Annotated in this window: 13 protein-coding genes; 6 read left to right on the top strand and 7 right to left on the bottom strand. The window is 40.7% G+C overall.

Annotated elements, in window-relative coordinates; genetic code table 11:
* Positions 1–16 precede the first annotated feature (16 nt).
* From E4T88_RS05980 to E4T88_RS05970, 3 genes are all read left to right on the top strand, one after another.
* Positions 17–1,495 (top strand): glycoside hydrolase family 125 protein, encoded by a 1,479-nt coding sequence (locus E4T88_RS05980; RefSeq protein WP_135104570.1) that lies wholly within the window; start codon positions 17–19, stop codon positions 1,493–1,495.
* 8 nt (positions 1,496–1,503) lie between these two features.
* Positions 1,504–4,152, top strand: coding sequence for an alpha-L-rhamnosidase (locus E4T88_RS05975; protein WP_135104569.1), 2,649 nt, complete (start codon positions 1,504–1,506; stop codon positions 4,150–4,152).
* 80 nt (positions 4,153–4,232) lie between these two features.
* The gene (locus E4T88_RS05970) at positions 4,233–6,176 is read left to right on the top strand and encodes a glycoside hydrolase family 97 protein (protein ID WP_135104568.1); all 1,944 of its coding nucleotides are present in this window, start codon (positions 4,233–4,235) and stop codon (positions 6,174–6,176) included.
* Positions 6,177–6,322: 146 nt separating this feature from the next.
* Here the strand turns inward: E4T88_RS05970 and E4T88_RS05965 are convergent, their stop codons facing one another.
* From E4T88_RS05965 to E4T88_RS05950, 4 genes are all read right to left on the bottom strand, one after another.
* On the bottom strand, positions 6,323–7,093 hold the full coding sequence (locus E4T88_RS05965; RefSeq protein ID WP_135104567.1) for a 3'-5' exonuclease: 771 nt from the start codon (positions 7,091–7,093) through the stop codon (positions 6,323–6,325).
* Positions 7,094–7,184: 91 nt separating this feature from the next.
* A complete protein-coding gene (gene dnaN / locus E4T88_RS05960; protein ID WP_135104566.1) occupies positions 7,185–8,309 on the bottom strand; it encodes a DNA polymerase III subunit beta in 1,125 nt (374 codons plus the stop codon).
* A 394-nt stretch (positions 8,310–8,703) separates the two neighbouring features.
* Positions 8,704–9,930 (bottom strand): isocitrate dehydrogenase (NADP(+)), encoded by a 1,227-nt coding sequence (locus E4T88_RS05955; protein WP_135104565.1) that lies wholly within the window; start codon positions 9,928–9,930, stop codon positions 8,704–8,706.
* 29 nt (positions 9,931–9,959) lie between these two features.
* Entirely contained in the window at positions 9,960–10,844 is an 885-nt protein-coding gene (locus E4T88_RS05950; protein ID WP_135104564.1) for an alpha/beta hydrolase, read from the bottom strand.
* Between the two features lie 276 nt (positions 10,845–11,120).
* On the opposite strand from E4T88_RS05950, the gene trpS reads away from it, so the two are divergent.
* The 3 genes from trpS to E4T88_RS05935 all read left to right on the top strand — a co-directional run bounded on the left by trpS (position 11,121) and on the right by E4T88_RS05935 (position 14,578).
* On the top strand, positions 11,121–12,110 hold the full coding sequence (gene trpS, locus E4T88_RS05945) for a tryptophan--tRNA ligase (protein ID WP_135104563.1): 990 nt from the start codon (positions 11,121–11,123) through the stop codon (positions 12,108–12,110).
* A gap of 166 nt (positions 12,111–12,276) precedes the next feature.
* Positions 12,277–13,629 (top strand): DUF4026 domain-containing protein, encoded by a 1,353-nt coding sequence (locus E4T88_RS05940; RefSeq protein WP_135104562.1) that lies wholly within the window; start codon positions 12,277–12,279, stop codon positions 13,627–13,629.
* 7 nt (positions 13,630–13,636) lie between these two features.
* Entirely contained in the window at positions 13,637–14,578 is a 942-nt protein-coding gene (locus E4T88_RS05935) for a glycosyltransferase family 2 protein (protein WP_135104561.1), read from the top strand.
* Between the two features lie 8 nt (positions 14,579–14,586).
* Here E4T88_RS05935 and E4T88_RS05930 read toward each other — a convergent pair whose 3' ends face one another.
* Genes E4T88_RS05930 through E4T88_RS05920 form a run of 3 tightly spaced genes read right to left on the bottom strand, consistent with a single transcriptional unit; the run spans position 14,587 to position 17,998 of the window.
* Positions 14,587–14,817 carry a DUF4834 family protein gene (locus E4T88_RS05930; RefSeq protein WP_135104560.1) on the bottom strand — a complete coding sequence of 77 codons (231 nt, stop codon included), beginning with the start codon at positions 14,815–14,817 and terminating at the stop codon, positions 14,587–14,589.
* A gap of 47 nt (positions 14,818–14,864) precedes the next feature.
* Positions 14,865–15,674: a DUF4249 domain-containing protein gene (locus tag E4T88_RS05925; protein ID WP_135104559.1), complete on the bottom strand. Its 810-nt coding sequence runs from the start codon at positions 15,672–15,674 to the stop codon at positions 14,865–14,867.
* A 5-nt stretch (positions 15,675–15,679) separates the two neighbouring features.
* Positions 15,680–17,998, bottom strand: coding sequence for a TonB-dependent receptor (locus tag E4T88_RS05920; protein ID WP_135104558.1), 2,319 nt, complete (start codon positions 17,996–17,998; stop codon positions 15,680–15,682).
* Between the last annotated feature and the right edge of the window lie 93 nt (positions 17,999–18,091).

Raw genomic sequence — 18,091 nt, 5'->3', positions numbered from 1 at the left:
TCAACATAAAGAAGATATGAAAAGAAAGAAAAACATTGGATTATGCGCCGTAGCGGCTGCAACATTATTAATGGGAGGAAAAGCCGTGGCTCATGACATGACTATCCGAAAGGATAATACCGTGGTAAGCTATAACGTTCCTACCGACTTTAAAAGCAACCGCCCACCCGTTGATCAAAGATTATTCAAATCGAAGGCTGTAGAAAGTGAGATAGTACGGATTAAGAAAATGATTAAAAATCCGAAACTGGCATGGATGTTCGAAAACTGTTTTCCAAACACGCTGGACACTACTGTCCGCTATCGCAAGACCAACGGCAAAGACGACACGGTTGTATATACAGGGGATATACACGCCATGTGGCTTCGCGACTCAGGCGCTCAGGTGTGGCCTTATGTGCAATTGGCAAACAGTGATCCCGAACTGAAGGCAATGCTTGCCGGAGTTATTCGCCGACAATTTAAATGTATCATTATCGACCCATATGCCAATGCTTTTCTTGATCCGCACGACCCGAATCCCGATCACCAATGGATGAGCGACATGACGGACATGAAGCTGGAATTACACGAACGCAAATGGGAGATCGATTCGCTTTGCTACCCGATACGCCTGGCATACCATTACTGGAAAACAACAGGAGATGCAAGCATTTTTGATGAAGAATGGCTGCAAGCGATCCAACTGGTATTACAAACGTTCCACGAACAACAACGTAAAAATGGTAATGGCCCGTACAAATTCCAACGCAAAACAGAGCGTCAACTCGATACCATGAATAACGACGGATGGGGCAACCCTGTCAATCCTGTAGGACTTATTGCATCGGCTTTCCGCCCGTCGGACGACGCCACAACTTTTCAGTTTTTAGTTCCATCTAACTTTTTTGCTGTTACTTCGTTAAGAAAAGCAGCCGAAATATTGGCAACAGTAAACAAGAAACCCGAATTAGCAGAAAAATGTAGAAATTTGGCACAGGAAGTTGAGACAGCCTTAAAAAAATATGCTATCTTTAACCATCCTAAATACGGTCAGATCTATGCTTTCGAGGTAGACGGATTTGGAAACCAGTACTTTATGGATGATGCCAATGTGCCCAGTTTATTGGCAATGCCCTATTTAGGAGATGTGGATGCTAATGACCCTATCTATCAGAACACACGAAAATATGTGTGGAGTAAAGATAATCCATATTTCTTCAAAGGAACAGCAGGGGAAGGTATTGGTGGTCCCCATATCGGATATGATATGATATGGCCTATGAGTATCATGATGAAAGCATTCACTAGCCGTGACGAAAAAGAAATTCAGACATGTATAAAAATGCTTATGGATACCGATGCCGGAACAGGATTTATGCACGAATCGTTCAATAAAGACAACCCTGAGAAGTTTACCCGCGCATGGTTTGCATGGCAAAATACACTTTTTGGTGAATTGATCTTAAAGCAGGTAAACGAAGGCAGAATTGATATGTTAAACGCAATAAAATAAAACCTTTAATGAAAAAGAATCTAAAGCTCCTGATTGCAGTTTCCTTTATTTTAGCCTTTTTGGCAAGTGCTTGTGGCAGTTTTTCAAAAAGTACAAAGATCGTAAAAACTCAATGCGAGTATTTAGATTCCCCTATAGGTATCGATGCCGAACATCCGCGCTTCACATGGGTGTTCGGTAGTGATACCGAAAATTTCAGGCAAGAAGCTTACCAGATACAGATAGCCAGCAGCGAAGAACTACTTGCTTCGGGCAAAGCGGATATATGGACTTCCAACAAAATAGAAAGCACAACACCCCGTACCATATACAACGGAGGTACAAAACTATCTTCACATACCCGTTACTATTGGACTGTAAAAGTATGGGACAAGAAAGGAAAAACCCACACATCTCCTATCAGCTATTTCGAAATGGCTAAAATGTCGAAAGCGGATTGGCAGGCAAAATGGATCACAGATTCGCACGACAAAGAGTTTGAACCGGCTCCATTATTCAGAAAAGAATTTAAGACTGCAAAGAAATTAATTTCAGCCCGTGTCTATGTCAGCGGCACAGGATATTACGAGATGTTTATAAACGGAAAAAGAGTGGGTGAAAACTTTCTTGATCCGGGTTACACACATTTCGACAAACGTATATTATATGTTACACACGATGTAACATCACTTATCACCGAAGGAGACAACGCCATTGCGGCAGTTCTCGGAAACGGTTTTTACAACTGCCAGAGCAAAGCCGTATGGGACTTCGAAAGAGCCCGCTGGCGTGAACGCCCTAGTTTGTTGAGCGAACTAAGGCTTGTATACGATGACGGTTCTACCGATATTATATCCACAGACGAAACGTGGAAAACCAACACAGGACCTTACACATATAACAACATATACAGTGGCGACAGGTACGATGCCCGCCTCGAAGAAACAGGATGGAACACTGCCGGATTTGACGACTCTAAGTGGAACAAAGTACAACCGTCAAAAGAACCGGCTCCGATACTGGCAGCTCAGCAAATGCCGGGGATCCGTGCCGTAAAAGAGATCAAGCCAAAATCGGTAAAATCATTCGGAGATAAGATATACCTTTTCGATCTGGGAGAAAACATTGCAGGGGTTTGCCGTTTCTCGGTAAAAGGAGAAGCAGGGACGACATTCAAACTACGCCACGGAGAACTCCTAAAAGCAGACGGGCGACTCGAGCAAGGCAACATCAATGTTTATTATCACCCTGAGAAAAAAGGAGAAGTATTTCAAGAAGATGTTTTCATCCTGAAAGGAACAGGAAAAGAAGAAGAATTCACACCTCAGTTCAGCTATCATGGCTTCCAGTATATAGAAGTGGAGAGTGATCGCCCTGTAACACTTACAGTGGATAACCTTACAGGATTGTTCCTACATACAGATATACCACAGGTGGGTAATTTTAGCAGTTCAAACAATCTGTTGAACAAGATATGGACAGCAACAAACCAAAGCTATCAAGGAAACTTGCACAGCATCCCTACCGATTGCCCTCAGCGTGAGAAGAACGGATGGACAGCAGATGCACATGTTGCCATCGACCTGGCATTGCTCAACTTTGATGGAATCACCTTATACGAGAAATGGATGAACGACTTCATCGACAACCAACGGGAAGACGGTGTGATTGCAGGCATCATTCCATCTTCTGGATGGGGATTCGGCGACTGGCCCGGACCTGTTTGGGATGCTGCAATGTTTATTATCCCCAATGCGCTGTACGACTACTATGGCGAGACCCGAAGCATAGAACACCTCTACCCTACTATGGTAAAATATCTGGATTATCTGAAAACAAAAGAAGTAGACGGAGGATACCTGAATTTTGGATTGGGAGATTGGGTATTTTACAAAGCTCAAACACCGAATGATTATACATCAACGCTCTACTATTACCACGACTATGTATTGATGGCACGCTTTGCCAGACTCTTAGGGAAAGACGCCACTCCATATCAGCAAAAAGCAGAGCACTTGAAAAAACTGATAAACAACAAGTTCTTCAATACCGAAACAGGTATTTATGCCAATGGTACTCAAACAGCTCAGGCAGTAGCCCTGTATATGGGAATAGTTCCCGAAGGAAAAGAACAGCTCGTTGCCGACAATTTGCATAAAACTGTTTCGGAAAATAATTACTTTCTCGACTTTGGACTGTTGGGCAGCAAAACCGTTCCTGCTATGCTTACCAAATATGGATATGTAGAAGATGCATACAAAATGGCAACCAAGACCGAAGCTCCGTCGTGGGGTTACTGGGTAGAAACACAGGGATACAGCACCCTTGCCGAAACATGGACACTTAGTCCTGAGTTTCGCGATGCATCTATCAACCACGTATTTATGGGGGATATCAGTGCATGGATGTACAACACATTGGCGGGGATCAATCTCGACAAAGACCAACCCGGATTTCAGAACGTAATCATCAAACCTCATTTTGTAAAAGATCTGCAATGGGTTAAAGGCGAATATAATTCTGTGAGAGGTTTGATAAAATCGGAGTGGAAGAGAGAAGGAGATAAGATAAATCTTTCGGTAACCATTCCTGCCGGATCTACTGCAACAATATATGCAGACAAAGAATACACAGTAGGTTCTGGCGTTCACCAATATGTAATAAAAGAAAACAAATAAGATATAAGCAGGAGATAAATTCCCGTTCGAATCCCTTATTGGGACAAATAAAACAAACTAAAGATTAATCGATAATAAACATGAAACACAACCTATTGTTATTACTATTTCTGAGCATTGCATTCAGTATAAGCGCTCAGAAAAAAGCTGAATTACAATCACCTAACGGAGAGATAAAAGTATCCCTTAGTATTTCAGATAAGATATATTACACAATATCTTATAACAATGATGTGCTATTAGAAAAGAATCATTTGAGTTTGAACCTGGGAAATGAAACGCTTGGACTCAATCCCAAACTATCGGGGCAAAAAGCAAACAAAGTAAACGAGGTTCTTACTCCTGTTGTTCCTTTAAAATACTCATCTGTAAAAAATCAATACAATTCGCTCCTGCTTACATTCAAAGGAGATTATTCAGTCGAATTCAGAGCTTTTGACGATGGTATTGCTTATCGTTTCATAACCAATAAAAAAGGAGATGTAGAAGTTTTAGGAGAAGATTTTGCAATCAATTTTCCTGCAAATTATTTACTTCATTTACAGCAGCCCGGTGGATTTAAAACTGCTTACGAAGAACCCTATACACACGTTGAGAGCAATGAGTGGAAAGCAACAGACCGCATGTCTGTATTACCGGTATTGATCGATACAAAGAAAAAATACAAGATACTGATATCTGAATCAGATCTATCGGATTACCCTTGCATGTTCCTTAAAGGGAATGGAGTAAACGGAGTACAATCTACATTTACAAAAGCCCCGCTCGAATTTGGAGAAGATGGCGACCGTAGCTTGAAGATAGTAAAGGAAGCCGATTATATAGCCAAAACAACAGGCAAAAGAAATTTTCCGTGGCGCTACTTCGTCATTACAAAAGATGATAAGCAGCTTATAGAAAACACAATGACATACAGACTGGCTACCAAGAGTCAACTGCAAGACGTATCGTGGATCAAGCCGGGACAAGTTAGTTGGGAATGGTGGAACGAAGCCTCGCCTTATGGCCCGGATGTGAATTTCGTAGCCGGATTCAATCTCGACACCTATAAATATTACATCGATTTTGCGTCCAAATACGGTATCGAATATATTATTATGGACGAAGGTTGGGCAAAAAGCACCCGCGATCCTTATACTCCTAATCCAAAAGTAGATGTACATGAACTTATCCGCTACGGAAAAGAAAAGAATGTAGGCATCATACTATGGCTAACATGGTTAGTGGTAGAAAACAACCCCGATATATTCAAAACATTCAGCGAATGGGGTGTTAAAGGTGTTAAGATCGACTTTATGGATAGAAGCGACCAATGGATGGTGAACTACTACGAACGAATAGCCAAAGAAGCCGCAAAACACAATATTCTGGTTGATTATCATGGTTCGTTCAAGCCTGCGGGAATCGAATACAAGTATCCGAATATCCTTTCGTACGAAGGAGTAAGAGGCATGGAACAAATGGAAGGCTGTACCCCTGAAAACAGTGTCTATTTTCCATTCATGCGCAATGCGGTAGGCCCTATGGATTACACGCCGGGAGCAATGATCAGTATGCAACCCGAAAGATACTGTGGTCATCGCCCGAACTCGGCAAGCATTGGAACCAGAGCTTACCAGTTGGCACTGTTCGTTATTTTCGAAAGCGGATTGCAAATGTTGGCAGACAACCCTACCTTGTATTACAGAAATGAAGATTGCACCAAATTTATCACCGATGTGCCTGTTACATGGGACGAAACTCGTGCACTGGAAGCCAAAGCGGGAGAATATGCGCTTGTAGCAAAACGCAAAGGCAATAAGTGGTATATAGGCGGTATGACAAATAACACAGAAAGACAACTTGAAATAAGCCTTGATTTCCTCAACGCCGGAACATCATATAAGATGACTTCGTTCGAAGACGGAATCAATGCCGGACGTCAAGCTATGGACTATCGCAGAAAAGAATCACACGTAAAATCGGGTGATAAAATACAAATAAAGATGGCTAGAAACGGAGGTTTTGCCGCCGTAATAGAATAGTGAGTTATTTAGGTAACTCTTTGTAAATAAAGAGCGATATTGGTTATTTAAGGAGCTGTCTGAAAAGGATAGCTCCATGCTTAAACGATCAAAAAGGCTGTCCCTGTTAGAAGAGACAGCCTTTTTAATATCATTGAATGAGGCGATTACTTTTGTATTTCCCTCAACTTGATCTTCGTTAATACCTGTTTGGTATTCAATGGAAAATCGGCATCCATCATCCATGCATAAAAACTTGGTTCTCTTTTCAGTACTTCTGCCACGGGCTTTCCTTTATGTTTGCCAAAGTTGAACACCTCTATACCATTTTCATCTCTGATAATGCGCCCCGCAAGGTCTACATTGTTGTTGAAGAAAGAGAATTCCGCAGCCAGCTTTTCCATATCGTTTTCCAGATCAGGATATTTGTCTAACTGTGCTTTCAATACTTCGTAAGTAGCAAGTGTGTCTGCCTCAGCCGAGTGAGCATTATCCAAATTCTTATCGCAATAAAACTTATATGCGGCTTCGAGAGTACGCTGTTCTTTCTTATGGAAAATGATCTGCACATCTATCATTTTACGTTTTGAGAAGTCGATATCCACATCAGCACGAAGAAATTCTTCCGCAAGGAGGGGAATATCGAAACGGCTGGAGTTGAACCCTGCCAAATCACAACCTTCCATCTGATCGGCCAAAGATCTGGCAATCTGCTTGAACGTCGGGCAGTCTTTCACATCTTCGTCGGATATACCATGTATAGCAGTTGCTCCTGCCGGAATTGGCATTTCCGGGTTGATACGTCTGGTCTTCATCTCTTCTTTCCCATTGGGATATACCTTCAGGTAGGATAGTTCTACAATACGGTCTTTCACCGTATCTGTTCCGGTAGTTTCCAAGTCAAAGAATATGAGCGGATTCCTCAGATTTAGTTCCATAAGCTTTTTATTAAAAAACTTTATCATCCCTCTCTTTTACAGAAGAATGATAAAGTTGTCATATATCTATTTTAGTTATCTATTACTTTCCTTAGTCGTTGAGCATCATTGGCATAAGCAGCATCAACAAGTCTTCATTCTCTTCATTTTCGGCAGGAATAATAAGTCCTGCACGTGAAGGGTCTGACAGTTCGAGTGAGATATCAGACGATGGGATATTGTTCAGAATATCAATAAGGAAACTTGATTTGAAACCTATGCTCATCGGTGTTCCTGTATAGTCACATGGAATAGTTTCTTCGGCAGCTGTAGAGAAATCTATATCCTGAGCCGAAACAATAATATTCTTGTCAGAAAGTTGCAATCTGATGAGGTTACTTGCCTGATTAGAGAACACCGAAACACGTTTCAATGCATTGAGGAATGACAAACGATCGAGAATTACTTTGTTCGGGTTATTTTGTGGAATTACCGAATTATAATTTGGATAACGGCCTTCTATAAAACGGCAAGTCATCGTATAGCTCGACATTTTTATATAGGCATTGTTCTCATCGAATTTGATTTCTACTGTTTCAGATTCTTTTGGCAGAATAGCACGAAGTAAGTTTGCCGGCTTCTTTGGAAGAATAAACGAAGCGCGTTCTGCTCCCTTTGCCGACAATGTTTTGCAACGTACCAACTTGTGTCCGTCAGATGCCACGAAAGTAAGATCTTCAGTGCTGATATCGAAGTAAACTCCGTTCATCACCGGACGAAGCTCATCGTCTGCACTGGCAAATAGTGTGCGGTTGATACCCGAAAATAAAACCTGAGGCTCGATAGTCAGGCTAACGGCTGTTTCCTTCAACTGTTTAGGTTGAGGATAGTCTTCACCGTTTTGTCCGATAAAGTTATACTTACCGTTATGAAAGAAAATAAATGTCTCCAGATTGTCGCTATTGATCTCAAATGTAAGCGGTTGGTCAGGCAATTCCTTCAATGGATCCAACAGATTCTTTGCATTCACTGCGAACTTTCCATTACCGTCAGCCTCGTTCACTTCAAGAGAAGTAACCAAACGTGTTTCAGAGTCTGCTGCTGTAAGAGAGAGGGTAGAACCTTCGAGCTCGAGCAAGAAACAATCTAAAATAGGTAATGTATTCTTTGAATTGATCACCTTGCTTATTGCCTGCAAGTGACTTAATAATGCTGTACTGGAAACAACAAATCTCATATTTTCAGTATGTTTAAAGTTTTATTTTCTAATAATATTAATAGAGCAAATATAGTTATTTTTTATTACTTCTGTCACCTTTATTTTGTTATAATCACCATAAAAATGAACTTATAAAACTACCGGCCTATTTTCCTTCCTTTATCAAAAGGTGACAAAAGTGACAGGTATTTTATATATTTTCTACTGTCACTTTTTCTTTTGTTGGGTATAACTAAGTCTTTAATGAAAATAGTTGTCGTATTTTTTTCATCGTCTTAGGGGATTTGCAATCCCCATTATTTACTTATCATTCCCCTTAGGATTGCAAATCCAAAGGGACGAGTGGAACGATTGTAAACATTTTATACTTTAATCTACATTAAGATAATTTACTTTCTATTTATTAATAGGATCACACTCCCAGCTTTTCTTTCAAGCCCTCAGCTATTGCATCCAAGAAATCTTCTGTATTCAGATAATCACCTCTGTGCATAGTATCACCATATACTAGCAAAGCAAGGTCTTTTGTCATCTTCCCTTTCTCTACCGTTTCTATACAGACCTCTTCCAGCTTTCTGGTAAAATCAACGAGCGCCCAATTTTCATCTAGTTTTCCTCTGTGAGACAATCCTCTTGTCCATGCAAAGATTGAGGCTATAGGGTTGGTTGATGTTTCTTTCCCCTGTTGATGTTGGCGATAGTGACGTGTCACCGTTCCGTGAGCAGCCTCAGCCTCCATCGTCTTGCCGTCAGGGGTAAGCAATACGGAAGTCATTAAGCCTAACGAGCCAAAGCCCTGCGCTACGGTATCGGACTGAACATCTCCGTCGTAATTCTTACATGCCCAAACAAAACCGCCATTCCACTTCAAGGCAGCAGCAACCATATCATCTATCAGACGATGTTCGTAGGTAATGCCTGCTTTTTGGTATGCTTCCTTATAGTCTTTTTCATATACTTCCTGAAAAATATCTTTGAAGCGTCCGTCGTAAGCTTTCAATATGGTATTCTTTGTAGAAAGGTACAATGGATATTTCTTTTGTAACGCGAGTTTGAAACACGAATGAGCAAATCCATAGATAGACTCATCGGTGTTGTACATTGCCAAGGCTACGCCACCCCCATTATAATCGTACACAGTATGGGTTTGAGGCTCTCCCCCCTCGGGTGTGTAAGTAATGGTAAGCTTCCCTTTTCCTTTTGTAACAAAGTCAGTCGCTTTATACTGATCGGCATGCGCATGACGTCCTATAATGATTGGCTTGTCCCATGTATTCACCAAACGAGGAATATTGCTCATAATAATAGGTTCACGAAATACTGTTCCGCCCAGTATATTACGGATTGTTCCGTTCGGAGATTTCCACATTTTTTTCAATCCGAACTCCTCTACACGGGCCTCATCCGGAGTGATTGTAGCGCACTTGATAGCTACATTATATTTCTTAGTTGCCTCAGCACTGTCTATCGTCACCTGATCGTTTGTCGCATCACGGTTTTCTATACCCAGGTCAAAATATTTGAGATCTACATCCACATACGGGAGTATCAACTTATCTTTTATATATTTCCATATAATACGGGTCATTTCGTCCCCATCCATCTCCACAACGGGATTCGTCACTTTTATCTTTTGCATATTGATATTTATTTAAGTGATATTATTATTTATTTTGCTTGTATATCTTTCAGCCACATTTGCAGCAAGGTGAGCATCTGTGTATGATATTTAAAATTCTCTCTCATTCCCCAACCATGTCCTCCTTCGGGAAATATGTACATTGTGGCCGCAATATTATTCATTTTCAGAGCATCGTAATAGCCGATGCTATTGGCCGGTTGCACACTATCGTCATCGTCGCTAAGCAACAATATTGCAGGAGGCGTGTTTACATTCACTTGCTTCTCATTCGAAAAAGTATAAGTATCCGCTTGTGAAGCATTCTCTCCCAACAGATTATATTTAGATCCGCCATGTGTGGCTACCTGCATCGTAATAACAGGATAAAAAAGAATGGAAAAGTCGGGGCGTGTACTTACTCCCGATGTGGCAAAATGGGTAGAAGCCGTTGCTGCAAGATGTCCTCCGGCCGAGAAACCCGCAATACCGATTTTATCTGATTTTATTCCCAATTCAGCAGCATGCGATCTTACGTAGCGCATAGCTTGCCATGCATCATCTAACGGAATTTCTTTATGCTTGTTCGGCATACGATACTTGAGTATAATACCTGCAATACCCTGTTTGTTGAGCCATTGTGCAAATTGTACCCCTTCGTGATCGAAAGCCAGCCCTGCATATCCTCCTCCGGGGCAGATAACGACTGCAGCGCCTGTCTTATTCGCACCATCAGGCAAGTAGACATGAAGCTCGGGAACAGAAACATTGGTAAGCCACCCGCTACCTTTGTCATACTTCTCAGGTTCGGTGATACCGTTAACTGTTGGCGGATTCCCTTCCCATAATTTCACTACTTTTTGTGCACTCACAGACACAGATAAAAACAGAGACAGGATGCCCCCAAACACGAATATTCTCTTGCTCTTCAACATATATCTTTTGATTAATGACATGACATTGTTCAAAGATAAAGAAATTAGGTTTTAAATCAAATACACATGACTGCCTGTTTAGATTTTTTACGGAAGGAATTTTTGAGAATTCTTTCCAAAACTTCTCCTTTCAGCGCTCTTTTGCCATTCCGAGATACGAAGAACGAAAATTTCACCGTGGAATATTTCATCCATTTGTATTACACAAGTTGTGAATATATACCAACCCATTTATAGATTTTGACTATATTTGTGCCTTAAAAAAATATTTAAAACATGGAAACAGTACTAAGCGGTATCCGTTCTACCGGAAAACTGCATCTAGGAAACTACTTCGGTGCTTTGAGGAATTTCACAAGAATGCAACATGAAAACAAATGCTTCTTCTTCATAGCCGACTATCATTCGCTGACAACTCATCCCGATCCGAAAATACTACACGGAAACGTAAAGAACGTATTGACAGAATATCTTGCGGCAGGTATCGACCCCGAAGTATCGACGATATACGTACAAAGCGATGTGACCGAAGTATGCGAACTATATTTGCTACTGAACATGCACGCCTATATGGGCGAACTTTCGAAGACCGTTTCGTTTAAAGAAAAAGCCCGCAAACATCCCGATAATGTAAACGCCGGACTATTGACATACCCGACCTTGATGGCTGCCGATATCCTGATGCACAATGCAGACAAAGTACCTGTAGGAAAAGATCAGGAACAACACTTGGAAATGACACGCAAATTTGCCCGTCGCTTCAACAACATGTATGGTGTAGAGTACTTCAAAGAGCCTGTAGCTTACAACTTTGGTGAAGAGCTGATAAAAATACCGGGACTGGACGGTAGCGGCAAGATGGGAAAATCGGAAGGAAATTGCATCTATCTGGACGAAGACGCTAAAAGCATCGAGAAAAAGGTGAAGCGTGCACTTACCGACGAGGGACCAAAAGAACCGAACTCGGTAAAACCGGACTATATAGAAAACCTGTTCACCATACTAAAGGTGGTTTCTACTGACGAAGTAGTGCAACATTTCGAAGACAAATGGAATACATGCGAAATTCGTTACGGTGATCTTAAGAAACAATTAGCCGAAGATATTATCAAGGTAACGACACCGATACGTGAGCGCATACAGGATATTCAAAATGATGATGCCTATCTACACAAAGTAGTAACCGAAGGGGCGGAAAAAGCACGTGAAAGCGCACGCAAAACAGTTAGAGAAGTACGTGAAATAATGGGATTTAAGAAATTCTAAGATTTCTGCGAAATAAAAAATAAAAGTCTGAGGATAATTCTCTCAGACTTTTCTTTTTTAGACGTCACATATTCTTTTTGAATAGTATACACCTACTATTTTTTTCATTAAGTTTGTATATTATATAAATAGAATACGAAAAGAATACTCAACAGAACTTACTAACATGGATAATAGTGAAAAATATAATCTGCTGGCAGAAGGCGAAACGGGGTTAGCCTCGGCAATGGGTATATACCCCAGAAGCAAAGACTTCAAGTTCGATGCTGCGCAGATAGAAAAATCCTTAGCACAAAACGCAGATTTCAATTTAAAATCTTTCAACAAGGTAGAAGTAGATATTGAATACTCAATAATGAGTTTTCATGCCGAAATAGAATACAAAGAAGCTATTTTTAATGTCGATCTATATATCAGCGACACAAAAAATATAAATCTAAACGATTACGGTTTTGCCAATGCTATAGACGAAGAATCGCTACAGGTAGCAATGGAGCAGGAATATTTTTTGGAGACTTCTCTATACTTCGAACTAAACCCACTGGACTCGTTTCATCTGCAATTAAAAATAATGAACGCCATTGTTCCTGATGCCAGTCTGGTTCTTGACTTCATGTCTTACAGATTATTATCGGCTAAATGGTTAAGCATGACAGCAAAATCATCCATTCCCCCTTCACCCGACTATCTATACACGCTGCACTGTGTGTATGACGAAGACGGCGAAAACGGAAACAGACGTTATTGGTTCCATACACATGGCCTGCACCGTTGTGGGTCGGTAGAGTTGGAAATGCTCAACTTCAGTCAGGGTGCTGAGCAAATGAATACGCTGATAAATATGACGGTAAAGAAATTCCTGACCGACCCGGCAAAAGAAAAAGAGAGATTTACCATCGGCTACGACGGCATGGGCATAAACCTCTGCTGGCTAAGATGGGAAGAGGCATTGAAAGATCTTCCTCAAAACATACTTGGAGGTGCGGGCGACCGTGATGAGGTGGACAATGTGCATGCTGAACCTTCGGGCATACTGTTTGCTGTAGAAGAAGGCAATATGATTTCGCCCGAGATATATACCTCTACTCTTGCCGAGAATCCAATTTACTATATAACCACAGAAGAAACAAACAGGATGAGCGCTTTGGCTAAAGAGCGTTTCGGAGCATTTGCCAAGGTGTTCAGTAAAGAACATAAGCAGCCTGAAAAGAAATCATTCTTAAAGAGCCTGTTCAACTCAAAGAAAGAAGAGGATGAAGCGGGTTGGACATTCCTTGTTAAGCTGGGACTCATTGTAGATAATTCAGACTCGGAAACGGATAAAGAGCATCTGTGGTACGAAGTCATATCTATAGCAGGTAATCAGATAGAAGGAAAGCTACTGAATCAGCCTTATTGGATTGCAGCCCTGAAAGAAGGCGACATAAAAACATACCCATTGGATCTTCTCACCGATTGGGTTATCTATTCTCCGGATAATACATATACCCCAGATTCAATATATTTATTAATAGATTAGATAAAAGATGCAAACACTATCCGTTATTGTCCCCTGTTATAACGAAGAGGCAGTTATACAGGAGTTTTACAGGAGAACAAAAGAGGTTCTAAACTCACTCGACGATGTAGTGGGATATATAATTTTTATAAATGACGGTAGCAAAGATAATACGAGATATATACTCGATCATATAGCATCGCAAGATGATAAAGCAAGAGTTATTCATTTCTCTCGCAACTTTGGGCATCAACCCGCTGTAACAGCCGGAATGAATCTCTGTAAGACCGACTTGGCAGTAATTATTGATGCGGATTTGCAAGACCCTCCCGAATTGATTCCTGATCTCATTGAAACGCAACGTAAGGAAGAAGCCAGCGTTGTTTACTGTGTAAGGAAAAAACGAGAGGGTGAAACTGCTTTTAAGAAAGCGACAGCCAAACTCTTTTACAGAACAATGAATAATCTATCGGAAGTAGAATTCCCCGAAGACACAGGCGATTTCCGACTCGTAGACAGAAAGGCAATAAATGCCTTCAACGGACTAAAAGAGAAAGGAAAGTATATTCGTGGACTTATCAGCTGGATAGGGTTCAAGCAAGTTCCATTCTATTACAACAGAGACGCACGCTTTGCCGGAGAAACAAAATATCCGCTCAAGAAAATGCTCTCTTTCGCAAAAAAAGCTCTTCTTTATTTTTCCAAAAAGCCTTTGATGTTATCCATCAGTCTGGGTTCCATCGCTTTCTTTATCGGAATTATTTATGGATTGTGGGTGTGGCTCGGGCATCTTTTGGGCTTCACGAATGTGATTACAGGATGGACTTCTACGATAATTATAATTATATTCTTTGGTGGTGTACAACTAATAACAATCGGAGTGCTGGGACAGTATATCGGGGTACTCTTTGATGAAGTAAAAAGTAGGCCGGAGTATATTATAGATGAAAAAATAAACTTTGAAGAATAACCGATTGGTTATTCTTCTTTTATTTCTTCGTAATTGACATATTCGCCTTCATTTTTGGAGAATTTCTTTTGAGTGGTATCCTCAGCAGCCGACCGTGAATTGTTATTGGTCTGACGACGATTACTCTTAGCCCTATCCGAAGATGGACCAAAGAAACGAATAACCCTGCCCAAAAATATTCCTAAAATAAGGAAACCGAAAAGTCCGATAAGTAATAAGAATCCAAGAAATTTAAACATATAGTTACCAATATTTATAGACTATGAGAACAAAGATACGGAAATTATTATTTATTCATATCGTCTTCGGTAACTGTATAATTAACAAAAACGGAATTGTAAGCCTTAAAGCAACCCAATGCACCGCCAACAATATTGGTAAGAGGATTGGTCCCCCCTCCGGCGGCAACACTGCTCAATGATCTGTAGAAAGTATACATTCCCTTATCCAATGTTTGCATCTCAATTCTTAGTTTATCGCCTGCCTTGAGTGCTTCGTCATTATTATCTTCCTTATCAAACAGCAGAATATTTTCGACTTTCAGCCCGTTGCGGTATTTATCGCTATCTAAGTATAAGGATTTCATCGCCTTTTCGTTTACATAGAGTGTTGTATAGTAATAATTCTCTACATCTACAGGATCATAAAAAACCACACATGGCGAATAAATAGCCTCGTTGGCTACCGTAACCTTATAAATATAAACGCTATCGATGGGTACGATATTGGGAATTTTAGCCTCTGATGTATAAATATTATCTCCTATGGTAACCTTCAATTTATATGTACGCCCTACCCTGCCTACAATTGAAGAAATATAAAAACCGGCTTCCTGCTGGCTTTCTATGAGTATATCTGCATTATCTTTATCGTCGGTCAATTCAACCTTAGCCCCCGACAAACGGTTATAAGATTCTTTATCATAAAAACCTTTTGTTTGAGTCAACAGCACAAAGCACGGTGACCCTTCTTTTATAGAAGCATCAATTACATCTCTGGGCGGAGCCTGAGCAAGGTCTAGCTGAACAACCTCTTCACATGCCGTGAGCAATGTGAGAAGAAAAATTATATAAAGACATCTATTTATAATAACCATAATTTTCAGAACTTAAAGTTCCACGAAATTGAGGGTACAACACTAAATAAATAAATCATATACGACTCTGATGCAGACCTGTCATCTTCGTTTTGCCTAAAGCCAAACATATAAGGATTTTTACGGGCGTATGCATTATACAAGCCGAACGAAAGCTCCGATGTATATTTCTTTGTCTTCTTCAAGACACACATAGCCCCCAAATCGAGCCGATGATAAGAAGGAGCTCTATAATGATTCCTGCCTTCGTAATAATATATAGCATGCCCATCGATGACATACTTCCCCGAGGGAAATGTCATAGGGCTGCCCGTAGCAAAAACCCACGTAGCCGACAATGTCCACTTTTTGCTCAGTTCATAAATACCGACAGCAGAAATATCGTGCGTCCTATCCTGATTGGCTGCATACCATTTACCGTCATTTATCTTATCTATTTTGCGTTCGCTGCGAGACAGGGTATAACCTACCCAACCATTAAAACGACCGTATTTCTTTTTCAGGAAAAGCTCCAATCCGTAGGCTCTTCCTTTACCAAACAAGAGTTCGGTTTCTATAACTTCTTTAGCCCTTACATCTGCGCCATCTTTATAATCTATCTGATTTTTCAGATCTTTGTAATACACCTCTGCACTAAACTCAAAAATATTATTCTGGAAGTTGCGAAAATAACCCAACGAAACTTGATTCGCCACTTCGGGTTTTATATAATCGGTATTCGATATCCAGCGATCAATCGGACTAGACATATTCGATGTAGTGAGCAGATGCAGGTTTTGCCTTGTAAGCGCATAAGCAGCCTTAATAGACGACGACTCGTTTAGCTGATATGCCACCGAAAGTCGTGGCTCTATACTCCAATATGTTTTCAGAAACTCTCCCCTTTTAGTGGCAATTGTATCCTTTATAGACTGGTCTTCTTCATTGAAAGTATAATAGTCGCTTCCGCCCAGCACGCTGAAAGAAGAAAGTCTAGCACCATAACTAAATTCCAGTTTATCGCTAAGCTTCATATCGTTAGAGGCATACAGTGTATTCTCCCATGAATAACGATGGGCATACGGCGATACTTTTAGTTGAGAAGGGTCTTTACTGACCAATTCTCCGGGTACAATCTGGTGATAGATAGAGTTGAAGCCGAAGCGTATCAAATTCTTTTCGTTGGGATAGAACACAAAATCCTGATTGAAATTGATATCCCTTATCCGCGACATAACATTAAGCCCTGTCGTGAGGTCTACACTTACATTGTATTTGTAGTCGGTATACGAAATAGTGGAGGTCGAAACTTTTTTCGAATCAAAGATATGGTTCCATTTCAGAGCGGCGATTGTATTCCCCCAATCCATTGTTGCTATCTGATCAAGACCGAGCTTGTCCTTTCCATGATAAGCTGTCAATGTCAGTTTATCTTTATTCGACAAAGCGTAAGTAAGCTTTGCATTCAGGTCATAAAAGTATAATGTCGACCCTTTTACCTGCTCTACACCGACCGTACGAGCCAAGGCATCAGCATAAGTACGTCTGGCAGAAACAATAAAAGATGATTTTTCCTTCTGTATGGGACCTTCTAATGTAAGTCGGGAGGAGATTAACCCAATGCCTCCATTCATGTGATAGTTTTTCAAATCACCATCACGCATGCTCACATCGAGTGTCGAAGATAGCCGTCCTCCGTATTGGGCAGGCATAGAACCCTTATAGATAGTCATATTATCTACAGCATCGGAGTTGAATGTTGAGAAAAAACCAAAAAGGTGAGAAGGGTTATACACTGTTGCATTATCGAGCAGTATCAGATTTTGGTCACTGCTCCCTCCTCGCACATAAAATCCGATATTGCCCTCTCCCGCAGTTTGTACACCGGGCAGCAGCTGAATTGTTTTCAAGATATCTCTTTCGCCAAATAACACAGGAATTTTATTCATCGATTCTATTTCCAATTTTTCGACACCCGACTGTACTCGCTTCACGTTATCGTCCGATTTTACAGCCAGCACCTCTATTTCTTTGAGAGAAACAATGTCTTTTGTCAAAACAATATCCTGAGAGAGATCCTTATCTATTGTGATCTTAAGGTGTTTGGTATCATAACCCAACAGCTTGAATATAATACTGTATTCGCCCGAAGGCAATTGCAGAGAGAAGCTGCCGGCAGCATCACTAAAACCGGCAGATTGAGTATGCTCTTTTGCAGCGATGGCAACTCCGGCGAGCGGAGTATTATCTCCTTCACTATATATTTTGCCACTAAACACATATTTTTTCTGAGAAAAAGCGGCAATGCTAGTAAACAATATAATGACAGTAAAGAGATGCTTCATATTAGCTTACTTCATCCGTGGAATTTATATATCAAACGGAACAGAAACTGTCTTATTTTCCAATGACATATTTTGAGGCCGGAATAACACAAA

This window comes from Dysgonomonas mossii (assembly GCF_004569505.1).
Taxonomy (GTDB): domain Bacteria; phylum Bacteroidota; class Bacteroidia; order Bacteroidales; family Dysgonomonadaceae; genus Dysgonomonas.
This window is presented reverse-complemented; position numbering and strand designations above follow the sequence as displayed.